The sequence below is a fragment of the Streptomyces sp. Je 1-4 4N24 genome, assembly GCF_026239515.1.
GTDB classification, from domain to species: domain Bacteria; phylum Actinomycetota; class Actinomycetes; order Streptomycetales; family Streptomycetaceae; genus Streptomyces; species Streptomyces nigrescens.
In genome coordinates this window covers 4,376,160-4,388,799 of sequence record NZ_CP110836.1, presented here as the reverse complement: position 1 = coordinate 4,388,799, position 12,640 = coordinate 4,376,160, and the positions used below count along the sequence as shown (strand labels likewise).

Sequence of the window (12,640 nt, the reverse complement as noted above, 5' to 3'; positions counted from 1 at the left end):
TAACTCACCCGCGGAGGGGGAGGGAAGGGGAGAGCGCGGCGCGTACGAGGTTGGCTCAAACCGAGCGGGCGCCCCTACGGAACGGGCAGCTCACGGGGCGGATCGCGGCGTTGCGCGGGCCGCTAAAGTGCCTGCATGCCGGACCCCGGAAGAGACCAGGACCCCACCGCCGCTCTGCAAAGAGTGCTGGCCACGCTGTCCTACCTGCTCACCCGCTCCCGGGCGCACGAACGCCAGGCGGCCGAGGCGGGCGTCACGGCGGCACGCTCCGATCTCTGGCTGCTGATGGCCCTGGAGGACAGCGGAGGCAGCAGCAGGGTCGGTGATCTGGCCGCTCTGCTGATGGTCGAACCGCCTCATGTCACCCGGCAGATCAGCCAGTTGGAGGCTCAGGACCTGGTCGAACGGACCCCGGACTCACTCGACCGCCGCGTCCGCAAAGTGGCGATCACTCCGCATGGCAAGGCGGTCCTCAACCGGCTTCAACAAACCAGCCAAGCCGGTCTCCATGAGGCGCTCGCCGGATTCGACGACTCCGATATCGCCGCCACCGTCGCCGTGCTCAACCATCTGGTGTCCTACGCCCGCCAGAAGTTCACGGCCGAAGAGCGGTAGCGGGGGCGGGAGATGTGAGCGGGGTGGGGGATGCGAGCGGAGCGGGGATGTGAGTGGAGCGAGGGATGTGAGTGGGGCGGGGCCCGGTGCGGGTCGGGCGAGGTGAGGGGGGCGGGGGATGTGAGTGGGGCGGGGGATGTGAGGGGGCAGCGCCCGGCGCGGGGCGGGGGCGTGAGTGGGCAGCGCCCGGCGAGGGACGGGATGCCGTGCCGGACGCCGGTAGCCCGGCCTGATCCGTGATCCGTGCGTACGTCCCCGGCCGGGCCCCCGCGCCGCCCCTCGGTGCTACTCGATCTCGACCCGGCCGCTGTGGCCGTTGGCCGTGCCGGAGCTGCCGTTCTTGTCGGCGTTGGCGGTCTCCCCTTCGGGGGTGCCGAGGTTGCGGCGGACCGAATCGAGGATGGTCAGGCCCTGGCCGACCAGGCCGGCGGCGATCTCGCCGAGGCCGTCGGTGCCGTTGAGGACATTGACGTTGGCGTTGGCCAGGCCCGCGGAGGCCTCCTTGACGATCTGCGGGAGCTGGTCGATGAGCATCCGGTCCAGGGCCACCCGGTCGTGCGAGGCGGCGGCCTCGGCCTGGATCTTCATCCGCTCGGCCTCGGCCATGGCCAGCAGCCGGATGCGCTCGGCCTCCGCCTCGGCGGGCTTGACGACCTCGGCCACCAGCTCCTGCTGGCGCAACTGCGCGGCGCGCTGAGTTCGGTCTGGGCGGCGAGGACTTCCTGCTGTGCGTGGGCCTGGGCGAGCGGGCCGGCCTGGGCGGCGTGGGCCTGGGCACGGTCCACCTCGGCGGAGTACTCGGCCTGCACGATGGCGGTCTGCCGGGTGTATTCGGCCTGGTTACGCGCGGCCTCCTGCTGCGCCTCGACCGAGGCCTGGGTGGCCTGGGCCTGGGCGATCTGCGCCTGCCGCTGGATGGCGGCCTTGTGCGGGGCGGACATCGCCTCGATGTAGCCGGTCTCGCCGTCGTCGATCGACTGGATCTGCAACGAGTCGACGATCAGACCGATCTTCGCCATCTCGGTCTTGGACGTCTCCAGGACCTCGGTGGCCAGCTTCTGCCGCTCGGTGACGATCTCCTCGACCGTCATCGAACCGATGATGGAGCGCAGATGACCGGCGAAGATCCGGCCGGTCAGCACCGCCATCTGGTCCTGTTCGGACAGGAACCGCTGACCTGCGTTGACCACGCTCTCGGTGTCGTTGCCGACCTTGAACGCGATCACGGCGCGCACGGTCAGCGCAATGCCCTGCCGGGTCACACAGGTCTCGGCGACCTCCGACTCACACATCGCCAGGGTCAGAAAGCGGACCTTGCGGAAGACCGGCAGCACGAACTTGCCGTGCCCGGTCACCACTCGGAATGGCGCGCCCCCTTGTCCACGCCTGCCGCCCGAAATCAGCATGGCTTGATCGGGGGCAGGAACGCGGTAACCGAACATCTTTTGTCTCCTCAGCCTGCGTCGCCGGCCCCGCCGGTCAACGCGTCCAACGGATCGGCCCACTCCATGACGTCGACCTGGCGACTGCCACGGCACTCGATGACGAGCACGGTCGCCCCTACCGGAAGGGGCTCGGCGGACCAGGCGAGAAAGGCCTCGGAGCCGCCCCTGATCCGCACCAGAACCTCACCGGGACCGGCAGCCCCACGAGTGCCGATCAAAAGCACTCCCGTACAGCCGATTACGGCATTGTCCTGCGCCATCGGCGGCTGCCCTCCCCCGTTTACGTTCCTGGAAATCCGACCTTAGCGCTCCGCTGCGCGGCGGCCCATGGGGGGATGGTGGCGAGTTGGGGCACCGGCTTGGGCCCGATCAATTTCCCGTTAAGAGAAGCCCGAATGCGGTGTGGATTTCCGTTGGGTCGAGCTGTCGCGGATTTCGGGAGTGGAGGCCGGTGTCCCAGTCTCCCGGTGTCCAGCCTCCCGGTGTCGCGGTGTCGGCGGGTAATTCAGTGTGCCGAAGGCAGGGCGTCAAGGGCGGTGAGGATGTCGGTCGGTTCGGCGCGGGTGGTGTAGTCGGTGTCGAGGTAGGTCCAGCGGATGGTGGCGTCCTGGTCGATGACGTAGGTGGCGGGGAGCGGGAGGGTGCGCGGGTGTCCGCCGTTGACCCGCTGCAGGTCGAAGCCGAAGGACTCGTACACGACGGCCAGATCGTCGGGCAGGTCGAAGCTGATGCCGAACTGCTTGGCGGTGTCCGAGCCGAGGTCGCTGAGCACGTCGAAGGCGAGCGAGTGCTTTTCGGTGAGGGTGAGGGACTCGTCGGGGATCTGCGGCGATATGGCGACCAACTGGGCGCCGCGGGCGGTGATATCGGGGTGGTGCCGCTGGAGGGCGCGCAGCGCGAGGTTGCAGTAGGGGCACCAGGCGCCGCGGTAGAAGGTGAGCACGACCGGGCCCGCGGACAGCAGGGCGTCGAGGGTGACGGTGTCGCCGGTCGCGCTCGGGAGGCTGAAGCGGGGGGCGGTGTCGCCGGTCCGCAGGGCGCGCGCGGCCAGGCCGGAGGCGGCGAGGTCACGGGCGGCGCGCTCCATCACCTCGCGGGCGGCCTCGGGGAGTTGGGGGAAGCCGGTGCGGAGAAGGGTGCTGAGTTCTTCCTGAAGGCTCATTGCGGTGGGTGCTCCTGAGGTGAGAGAGGGGCGCGCAGTGGCGCGAGGGCGGCGGTCACCGTGTCGGTCAGGGCCTGGGCTTCGGCGCCGGCACGGGAGCGCAGATTGACGCCGTACGCGAGGGTCGCCAGCACCGCGGCGGAGGCGTCGAGATCGCAGGACGGCTGGAGGTGCCCCAGCTCGGCGGCGTTGGCCAGGGCCGCGCGCATGGCTGACTGGAGCATCTGGTGGTGGTCTTCGAGCAGGGTGCGGATGCCGGTGTCGTCGCATTCCGGGCCGGCGTAGGCATTGGTGACCATGCAGCCCCAGCCGGCGACCGGGCCGGAGCAGCGCACCTCGATCAGCCCGGCGAAGAACTCCTCGATCGAGGTCAGCCCCGAGGACGCCTGCGACAGATGGGCGAAGGCGGGTGTCGAGTGCTGCGCTATATAGCGGCCCAGCGCCGCGGCGTAGAGACCGTCCTTGTTGCCGAAGGTCGCATAGAGGCTGGAGCGGCTCACGCCGGTCGCGGTCACCAGCGCCTGGATGCCGGTCGTCGGAAGGCCGTGGCGCCAGAAGACCTGGATCGCTTCGTCGAGCACGAGGTCGGGGTTGAAGTGCTTGATGTCGGGCATGGCCGGGCTGCTCGTTTCGTTGTCACGAGAAGTCATGCAGGGTCGTCACGAGAAGTCATGCAGGGTCGGTCGGTCCCGCCCCGTATCTTGGAACGGTTATTCCAAGATAAGTCGAGAGCCCTTCCCTGACAAGGAGTTGGGGAAATCGGCTGTGGACAACATCTGGAACCCGCCCTTCCGGCAAGGGGGTTGGGGAAGGGCAGGGCAGGGCGTACATCTAGAGCCGGCTGAGTGCCTGCATCGCCTCGCGTTCGACGCGCGAGAGCTCGTGGAGGAGGGAGCCGGCCTGCACGAGGTGCTTCGCGTCGCCGGATTCGCCTGCTGTCGCGACGAGTGCGGCCACCTGCGTCCAGAGGGTGGCGGCCTCGGTATACAGGGTGTGGCCGGTGCGCAGATGGCCGCTGTCGATCATCTGGGCGCACTCGGCGAGGAAGTCCCGGTAGAGATTGCGGAACAGGGCGCCGCCGGTGCCGGCCCTCTCCATGAGGACGGCGGTCCGTGGCAGGTCTTCCCGCGGATTGTCGCTGCGCTGCAGCCACGTCGGCACGTGCTTGGCGGTCTTCTCGATGCCCCGGTGGCCCAGGTTCGCGATGGGCGGGTTCAGGAAGGCTTCGGCGCAGGTCTTGATCGCGGGGATGATCCGGTCCGGCGGTGGTGTCGGGCTGCTGGGCGCCGTGATGGTGAAGGAGCGGTGCTTGGCGGTCATGGGGCCGCGCTCGGCCCTGGCTCTGGCCAGGCCGGCGAGGCTGGTGGAGACGGCTCCGCCCTGCGGGGCGGTGTCCACCAGGTAGGCGTCCTGTTCGTCGTAGCCGTACATGGCCACGACGTGCCCGCCGAAGTGCACCTTGGTGGTGAAGTAGTCCAGGTGGTAGCTGTCGAGTTGCAGGCCGACCGGCCGACCGGCGTCGATGGGTGCTGCCACGTTCCGCCAGGCCTTGCGCGGGGAGGTGGTCTCCCCGATCAGCAGCTCAAGCCCGAGGGCGGCGGCCAGGTTCCTGGTGAGCTCGAACGGCTTGACCCGGCCTCCCAGGAAGGGAAAGCCCATGGCTTTGCTGTCCCAGTAGATGAAGGACAGCCCGGAGCCGAGCCCGAACAGCATGGGCTCGGACAGGTCGAGTCCCTCATGCCGCAGAAGCACGCCCAGCGCCGTCGTCTCGCAGTGCTGCATGCCGCGGACATCGATGTCTTTCACCATGGCCATGCCGCTCATTCTCCTCCCCTCACCTGACCACAACCCTGCAGATGAGGTTGCCTGGCCGCCGCGTCCCAGGCCTGATCCGCCGGATACCCCCTAAGCGCGGCGGCCCGCGGCCGGGTCCGGGAGGAGGGGCAGCAGGGCCGAGATCGCGGCGGACAGGGCGACGTTGAGGGCCACCGAGGCCGCCAGCGCATGCCCGTACGCACCGGTCGCATGATGCGCGGCGCCGCCCAGCGCGCCGTAGTAGAGGATGCCGACGACGGCCACGCCGACCGCGCCGCCGATCTGCTGTCCGGTGGAGAGCACCCCGGAGGCCATGCCCACCTCCTCCGGACCGACGGTGCCCAGCACGGCGTTCAGCAACGGGGTGACCAGCAGACCGTTGCCCGCGCCCACCAGGACCAGGGCCGGTGCCAGCTCCCAGGCGGTCAGCGCGGCACCGGCGCGGGCGGCCAGGAGGAGGGTGCCCAGGAAGCCCACTCCGCCGAGCAGGGCGCCGAGCTGTAGCACCCGCCGCCCGAAGCGGGCCAGCCGGCCGGCGAGCAGGCTGGCGGCGAAGAAGGCGACGGCGAGCGGCGTGTAGACCAGGCCCGCGCCCAGCGCGTCCAGCCCCAGACCGTCCTGCAGCGTCAACGACAGGATCAGGAAGAAGGAGTTGATGCCCGCGTACGTGAGGACGACCAGGGTCATCCCGACCGCGAACGGCCGCTCGCCGAACAGCCGCAGCCGTACGAGCGGGGCGCCGCCCCTGGCCTCCACCCGCCGCTCCACCAGGCCGAACGCGGCGAACGCGGGCACGGACGCGGCCAGACCGAGCCAGGCCCACAACGGCCAGCCGTACGCCCGGCCCTCGACCAGCGGCACCACGAGCAGAGAGAGGGCCACCGTCAGCACCACGGCGCCGGGCAGGTCCAACCGCCGGGACCGGGGCGCCCGCGACTCGGGCACGAACCGGCCCGCGAGCAGCAGCGTCACCACTCCCACGGGCACATTGACCCAGAAGACCGGCCGCCACGAGGAGCCGAAGAGGTCGGCGGCGATCAGCAGACCGCCGACCAGCTGCCCGGACATCGTGGCGATGCCGATGACCGCGCCGAGCGCGCCGAAGGCCTTGGGGCGTTCGCCTTCCGGGATCAGTATCTGGATCACCGCGAAGACCTGCGGGAACATCGCGGCCGCACCGAGGCCCTGGACCAGCCGCGCGGCGATCAGGGCGCCGGAGCCGGGCGCCAGGGCACAGCCCACGGAGGCCAGCGTGAACAGCGCCATCCCGGTCAGGAACAGCCGCTTGCGGCCGTAGCGGTCGCCGAGCCGTGCGCCGGTGATCAGGGCCAGGGCGTAGGTGAGTTGGTAGCCCGCCAGGATGAGTTGGACATCGGCGGGGGAGGAGTGCAGATCGGCCTGGATGGCGGGGGCGGCGACCAGCACGATGAAGGTGTCGAGCACGGCCATGAACGCCCCGACCAGTACGACGGTCAGGGCCCGCCACGGCGCCGCACCGGCCTGCCGGGCGGACGGCGGGACCGGCGCGGTATGCCGTCCGGTGGTGCCTGCGGGTGAGGTCTGGGTCATGCCGCCAGCGTCGGACGGCCCCGGCCGGACATACAGAGACCACTTATGCTGGTGTCCCCACAACCCCCCATCCGTCACCGTGCTGCGCCCGGAGACATCCGCGGCGAGCCCCTTCCGGCCGCAGACGCGGCGGGCCCGTCCGGCCGGCACCCGCGACCCGCGGCGAACGGGAGTACCGATGGCTGACCAGCAACGGCGGCGGAACCTCGCGGAGTTCCTGCGCTCACGCCGGGAGCGGCTCTCGCCCCGGGAAGCGGGCATCCTCGCCGGACCGCGGCGGCGCACCCCGGGGCTGCGGCGCGAAGAGGTCGCCCAGCTCTCCGGGGTCAGCGTGACCTGGTACACCTGGCTGGAGCAGGGCCGCGACATCACCGTCAGCGGACAGGTCCTCACGAGCCTGGCGCGCGCCCTGATGCTGAATTCGGTCGAGCGCCGGCATCTGTTCGCGCTGGCCGGGGTGCCGTTGCCGGAGCGGCCGCCGGGCCGCGGTCCCGGGCCCGCCCTGCAGCGGCTGGTGGACGCGCTCGCACCGAATCCCGCCTACCTCCTCGACGCCAACTGGGACCTGGTGGGCTGGAACCGCGCCGAGGCGGGGCTGATCGGCGACCCGGGCGAGCTGGAGCCGGCCGAACGCAACCTGCTGTGGCTGGTGTTCATGGACCCGGCGATGCGCACGCTGCTGGCCGACTGGGACGGACAGGCGCGGGATCTGGTCGCCCAGTTCCGGGCCGATTCCCGGCAGCGCTCGGGGGACCCGCGCCACGAGCAGCTCACGGGCGGCCTGCGGGAGGCGAGCGAGGAGTTCCGGGCCTGGTGGGAAGCGCATGACATCGCGGAGTTCGGCAGCAGCCGACGGACCTTTTCCCATCCCCGCGTCGGGGCGCTGACCTTCGACTACGTGAAGCTGGCGGCGCTGGACGCGCCCGGCATCAAGCTGTTCGCGTGTATGCCGGCCGATGCCGCGACGACGGAGAAACTGCCCGCGTTGCAGCGGTGTGCGGCGGGCGGGGCGGCCGCCTCGCCGATGTGAGGAGCCCGGCCCCCCGTCGTAGGCCCCGGCGGGCTCCCGGTCCCCTACGGCCGCGGGTTGACCGCCACGGCCTTGAAGAAGGTGTAGTGGAAGGTGCCGCCCTCGGCGGCGGCCAGCCGCAGATCGGCGATCCCCCGGTCCCAGTCGGCGGCGGTGCTCAGACCGGTGCGCAGCGCCTCGTCGCGGACCGCCTCGACCATGGCGATAAAGGTCTTCCGGGTGAGGCCGTCCACCAGCGCGGGCCGGGTGGCGTCGGCATAGGCCGTGCGCGGCCGGACCACCACCTGGTCGAAGCCGGCGCCGCTGAGCAGCGGCTGCAATGCCCGTCCGAGCAGCGCGTTTCCGCCGGCGGCGGCCTGCAGCCGTACCTGGTGGCTGATCACCTCATGGGCGTGGACGCTGTCCGGGTGCAGGACCACCGATCCGTGGTCGCCCTCGATCACGGTGAGGGTGCCGCCGGGCCGCAGTACGCGTCGCAGCCCGGCCAGCGCACGGCCCGGGTCCGGAAGGTGCTCCAGCACGAAACAGGCGAAGACATGGTCGAACTCCGCGTTGCGGAAGGGGAGGTGGTGCAGGTCGGCGGTCCGCCACTCCACCTCGGCGGCGGGCTCCTGGGCCGTCACATACGCGCGGGCCTGCGCCAGCGACTCCGCGGAGCGGTCGATCGCGACGATCCGCGCCCCCGGGCTGCTCCGGGCCAGATGCACGGTCTGCGCGCCCACCCCGCAGCCGACCTCCAGCACCCGGCTGCCCGCGGCGTACGCCGTCCCGGCGTGCAGCAACGCGGCCAGGGTGTCCGCCTGGTCGCCGAGCCGACGTGCCTCCTGAGGTGAATAGCCGTGCACATACGCCGTGTTCGTGGTCATGCCTTCACCGTGCCGCGACAATGGCCCGGTGCACAGGTCCAAAGAGCACCCTGCCAACCGGTCCATAACCTCCGAGTCCCCAGCCTCCGCGGCCCCCTCGTCCCCGGCTCCGCCGTCCCCCGGCTCCTCCGACTTCCTGCAGCTGAACCTCGATGACGCGCCCGCGGGCGGCCGGTCGGACTGGCTGGCCCAGGAGTTGCGGCGGGCGATCGCGGACGGCCGGCTGCCGGTCGGGAGCAGACTGCCCGCGACCCGGACGCTCGCCGCCGACCTGCGGGTATCGCGGGGTGTGGTGACCGAGGCCTACCAGCGGCTGACCGAGGACGGGCAGCTCGCCGGGCGGGGGAGGGGCGGCACGATCGTCGTCGCCGCGCCCGTGACGGCCGCCGCGACGATCACGGGAGCGACGCCCGGCGCCGGCCGGGCCCCCGTACCGTTCGCCGCACCGCCCGGCCCGGAGATCTTCGACGAGCTGCGCACCGCCCCCGCCCGGATCGACCTCTCGCCCGGTGTGCCGGACCTGGCCGCCTTCCCTCGTGCGGCCTGGCTGCGCGCCGAACGCGCGGTGCTGGCGGACCTCCCGTCGGCCGACTTCGGATACGGGGACCCCCGCGGCACCGTCGCGCTGCGCCGGGCCGTCGCCAACTGGCTGGCCCGCAACCGCGGCATCAGGGCGGACCCGGACGAGGTGGTGATCGTCGTCGGCACCGTGCAGGCGCTCGGTCTGATCGCCCAGGTGCTGCACCGCGACGGCATCCCGGAGATCGCGGTGGAGGACCCCGGATCGCTGGGCGCACGACAGCATCTCCAGCACTGGCGGATGGCGACGCCGCCGGTCCCGGTGGACGACGACGGGATACGGGTCGACGCGCTGCGGGCGAGCGGTGCGCGGGCCGTTCTGCTCACCCCGGCGCACCAGTTCCCCACCGGGGTGGTGCTCGGTGGCGGACGGCGCCGTGAGCTGATGCGCTGGGCGGCCGACGGCGGCCTGATCGTCGAGGACGACTACGACGCCGAGCACCGCTACGACCGCGCGCCGGTCCCCGCCCTGCGCTCGCTCCTTCCCGAGCAGGTCTGCTACGCGGGCAGCGTCTCCAAGCTGCTGGCCCCCGCTCTGCGGGTGGGCTGGCTGCTGCCGCCGCGGAAGTACCGGAAGGCGCTGGTCGACGCCAAGCGGTTCGCCGACCTCGGCAACGCCGCACTGCCCCAACTCGTCCTGGCCCGGCTGATGGAGTCCGGTGAACTGGAGCGCCGGCTGAGGCTGTTGCGCCGCCGCCACCGCCGCCGCCGGGACGCCATGATCGCGGCGATCCGCGACCGTCTGCCGGGCGCGACCGTGCACGGCGCCGCGGCGGGCCTGCATCTGACGCTCACCTTCGGACGGGACGGCTACCGGGGCTCCGACACGGACCTGGCCGCGGCCGCCCTCGCCCACGGCGTCAAGGTCCACCCGCTGTCCTGGCACAGCCAACGCCCGGCCCCGCCGGGCCTGGTCCTCGGCTACGCCGCCCGCACCCCGGACGAGATCACGCAGGGTGTGGCCGTCATCGGCGAGGCGCTGACCGGCGGGTGACGGGGCTGCGGGCACACTGCGCGCCACCCCGAGCGCAGCAGACCATTCCGTGCGCTCCTCCTCTCGGAGCGCACGGAATGGCGGGGTGCCGTCCTGGTGACCGGGCGCGGCATGGCGGGTGAGTGGGGTGGTGCCCGCCGGTGCCGCCGGGTCGGCCGGTGACCGGTCGGGAATCAGGGTTCGATGACTCCCGCGTGGTCGCTGGACGGCGACAGGATTGCCGACCCGGTGGAGCCGCCGGCGAACTCGGCGTCATAGCCGCCGTTGGCGAGGATGAGCGTCAGGATGAGCGTCTCGTTGAACCGGGCGACGCCTTGGGCGTCGGTGGTGGCGGTGCCCAGCAGGTTGCTTCCGATCTTGAAGATGATGGTCTGGCCGGGCACGGGCAGCCCGGTGACCTGATCGGTCAGCGTGGCGGTCAGGAACGGGAAGTACACGTGCGGCGGGAACAGCTTCGCCAGCGCCGGGGTCGCGGTCAGCGAGGTGGCGTGGACGGGCAGGAGGTAGGTGAAGCCGTTCACCAGGCCGGCACTGCCACCAGGGGTGGTGACGGTGACGGTCACGGGACCGGCCGCCGCCCCGGGCGGAGTGGTGGCGGTGATCTGCGTGCCGGTGGCGTTGACGCTCACCCCGGTGGCGGGGACGCCGCCGAAGTCGACACTCGCCCCGGTCAGGTTGGTGCCGGTGATCGTCACGACCGTGCCGCCCGCGATGGGACCTTGGGTGGGGTTGATGCTGGTCAGCGTCGGGTCGAATTGGATGACGCTGACGTTGTTCCCGTTGATGTTGCTGACGTAGACCTTGTTGTTGGGGGCGACCGTCACGGCGATGGGTCCGGCGCCGACGGGGATCGGGGCGCCGACGACGGTGTTGGTGGCGGTGTCGAACACCGTCACGCTGTTCGCCGCCCGGTTGGCCGTGTAGGCGATCCCGTCGGCGCCGACCGCGATTCCCCACGGCTGGTTGCCGACGGCGATCGGGGCGCCGACGACGGTGTTGCTGATGGTGTTGATCACCGTCACGTCGTTCGACCCGATGTTGGCGACGTAGGCGTTGCCGTTGGGGGCGATCGCCACGAAGTTCGGCTGGGCGCCGACGGGGATCGGGGCGCCGATGACGGTGTCGGTGGCGGTGTCGATCACCGTCACGGTGTTCGATCCCCGGTTGGTGACGTAGGCGTTGCCGTTGGGGGCGACCGCGACCCCGACCGGCTGGGCGCCGACGGCGATCGGGGCGCCGATGACGGTGTTGGTGGCGGTGTCGATCACCGTCACGGTGTTCCCGGCGAAGTTGGTGACGTAGACGCGTCCGCCGGGGACGGCCGCCACCACGGCCGGCTGGTTGCCGACGGCGATCGGGGCGCCGACGATGGTGTTGGTGGTGGTGTCGATCACCGACACGGTGTTCGACCCGCTGTTGGGGACGTAGGCGTTGCCGTTGGGGGCGACCGTCAGCCAGACCGGCGTACCGCCGACGCCGATCGGGCCGCCGACGACGGTGTCCGTGATGGTGTTGATCACCGACACGTTGGCCGACCCGGAGTTGGCGACGTAGAGGTCGCTGCTGGGGGCGATCGCCAGCCCGACCGGGTTGTTGCCGACGGGGATCGACGTGACGGCCAGGAAGATGTTCGCCGGGACTGCCGCCTGGCTCACCTGCCCCGCCTGGCTGGGGAGCGCCGCTGTCTGCAGCAGCTCCTGCATCGGCGACTGAACTTGCGTACTCATGTGGACCCCTTTTGTGGGGGCCATCCAGATCCCGCTCCGGGGCACCACAACCACAGACCGCGCGTCATAAAAACGCCGCGGGCTGCCCATCCCCGAGGAGGGATGGGCAGCCCAGTAGTTCGGTTATCGCCCCTTTTTCCCATGCTGCGGGGAAGCGAAACATTCGCACATGCCTGCCCATGGCCGGCGCTTTCACCCGTCGGCATCCAGATCATCCGGTACGGGCAGTCGCCCGTCCCTGCCGGCCGCGACGCGCCGCACGTCGCCGAGCGCCCGGGTGGTCTGCTGGAGCGTCACCCGGAGCGTGAGCGGCCCGGCCGCCGGATCGTCCAACACCTCTTCCGCGGGGAGTTCCCCGGCGTCGGCTGATCAGCGGAACGGGAGCGGGTGGCCCCGCTCCTCCTCCGGGCGGGGGCCGAAGATGCGGCGTTCGTCGCCGGTGATCGCGACATCGTGGATACCGGCCTCCCGGCGCCGCATCAGGCCGTTCTCGTCGAACTCCCACAGCTCGTTGCCGTAGCTGCGCCACCACTGGCCGGCCGCGTCATGGGACTCGTACTGGAAGCGCACCGCGATGCGGTTGCCGCTGTACGACCAGAGTTCCTTGCGCAGTGCGTAGTCCAGTTCGCGGGTCCACTTCTGGCGCAGGAAGTCGACGATCTCGTCGCGGCCGGTGAGGAACGTGTCGCGGTTCCGCCAGACCGAGTCCTCGGTGTAGGCCAGGGCGACGCGTTCCGGGTCGCGGGTGTTCCAGGCGTCCTCGGCCGCCTGCACCTTCTGCAGTGCGCTCGGCTCGTCGAATGGGGGGAAGGGTGGGCGTGGTGCCATGACGGACTCC

The 12,640-nt window shown here is 71.3% G+C and carries 12 protein-coding genes and 1 pseudogene; 3 read left to right on the top strand and 10 right to left on the bottom strand.

All coding sequences use genetic code 11. The annotated features are described in order from the left end of the window. Positions 1 to 135 precede the first annotated feature (135 nt). Entirely contained in the window at positions 136 to 615 is a 480-nt protein-coding gene (locus SLV14N_RS18895; RefSeq protein WP_208682157.1) for a MarR family winged helix-turn-helix transcriptional regulator, read from the top strand. 285 nt (positions 616 to 900) lie between these two features. On the opposite strand, the pseudogene SLV14N_RS18890 reads toward SLV14N_RS18895, so the two are convergent. The 6 genes and pseudogenes from SLV14N_RS18890 to SLV14N_RS18865 form a co-directional block, all read right to left on the bottom strand. Next, positions 901 to 2,057, bottom strand: a pseudogene (locus tag SLV14N_RS18890) (SPFH domain-containing protein). A gap of 11 nt (positions 2,058 to 2,068) precedes the next feature. Then, positions 2,069 to 2,320, bottom strand: coding sequence for a hypothetical protein (locus SLV14N_RS18885; RefSeq protein WP_263270272.1), 252 nt, complete (start codon positions 2,318 to 2,320; stop codon positions 2,069 to 2,071). Between the two features lie 245 nt (positions 2,321 to 2,565). After that, positions 2,566 to 3,222, bottom strand: a complete 657-nt coding sequence (locus SLV14N_RS18880) for a peroxiredoxin-like family protein (protein ID WP_208682155.1) — start codon at positions 3,220 to 3,222, stop codon at positions 2,566 to 2,568. Then, positions 3,219 to 3,836 carry a TetR/AcrR family transcriptional regulator gene (locus tag SLV14N_RS18875; RefSeq protein ID WP_208687970.1) on the bottom strand — a complete coding sequence of 206 codons (618 nt, stop codon included), beginning with the start codon at positions 3,834 to 3,836 and terminating at the stop codon, positions 3,219 to 3,221. The genes SLV14N_RS18880 and SLV14N_RS18875 overlap by 4 nt, the downstream gene beginning before the upstream one ends. Before the next feature lie 217 nt (positions 3,837 to 4,053). Then, positions 4,054 to 5,037, bottom strand: coding sequence for a BtrH N-terminal domain-containing protein (locus tag SLV14N_RS18870; protein ID WP_208682154.1), 984 nt, complete (start codon positions 5,035 to 5,037; stop codon positions 4,054 to 4,056). A 90-nt stretch (positions 5,038 to 5,127) separates the two neighbouring features. Continuing rightward, on the bottom strand, positions 5,128 to 6,606 hold the full coding sequence (locus SLV14N_RS18865; RefSeq protein WP_208682153.1) for an MFS transporter: 1,479 nt from the start codon (positions 6,604 to 6,606) through the stop codon (positions 5,128 to 5,130). A 178-nt stretch (positions 6,607 to 6,784) separates the two neighbouring features. On the opposite strand from SLV14N_RS18865, the gene SLV14N_RS18860 reads away from it, so the two are divergent. Beyond that, complete coding sequence (locus tag SLV14N_RS18860) at positions 6,785 to 7,636, top strand: helix-turn-helix transcriptional regulator (RefSeq protein ID WP_263270270.1); 852 nt, start codon at positions 6,785 to 6,787, stop codon at positions 7,634 to 7,636. A 44-nt stretch (positions 7,637 to 7,680) separates the two neighbouring features. On the opposite strand, the gene SLV14N_RS18855 is transcribed toward SLV14N_RS18860, so the two are convergent. Then, positions 7,681 to 8,502 (bottom strand): methyltransferase domain-containing protein, encoded by an 822-nt coding sequence (locus tag SLV14N_RS18855; protein WP_263270268.1) that lies wholly within the window; start codon positions 8,500 to 8,502, stop codon positions 7,681 to 7,683. Positions 8,503 to 8,638: 136 nt separating this feature from the next. Here SLV14N_RS18855 and SLV14N_RS18850 point away from each other — a divergent pair, with 136 nt between their 5' ends. Then, the gene (locus SLV14N_RS18850; protein ID WP_221174756.1) at positions 8,639 to 10,075 is read left to right on the top strand and encodes a PLP-dependent aminotransferase family protein; all 1,437 of its coding nucleotides are present in this window, start codon (positions 8,639 to 8,641) and stop codon (positions 10,073 to 10,075) included. A 173-nt stretch (positions 10,076 to 10,248) separates the two neighbouring features. Here the strand turns inward: SLV14N_RS18850 and SLV14N_RS18845 are convergent, their stop codons facing one another. The 3 genes from SLV14N_RS18845 to SLV14N_RS18835 form a co-directional block, all read right to left on the bottom strand. Beyond that, positions 10,249 to 11,802, bottom strand: a complete 1,554-nt coding sequence (locus SLV14N_RS18845; protein WP_263270266.1) for an IPT/TIG domain-containing protein — start codon at positions 11,800 to 11,802, stop codon at positions 10,249 to 10,251. Positions 11,803 to 11,994: 192 nt separating this feature from the next. Further along, positions 11,995 to 12,135, bottom strand: a complete 141-nt coding sequence (locus SLV14N_RS18840) for a hypothetical protein (protein WP_263270265.1) — start codon at positions 12,133 to 12,135, stop codon at positions 11,995 to 11,997. Positions 12,136 to 12,171: 36 nt separating this feature from the next. Next, on the bottom strand, positions 12,172 to 12,630 hold the full coding sequence (locus SLV14N_RS18835) for a nuclear transport factor 2 family protein (RefSeq protein ID WP_263270263.1): 459 nt from the start codon (positions 12,628 to 12,630) through the stop codon (positions 12,172 to 12,174). Positions 12,631 to 12,640: the final 10 nt, after the last annotated feature.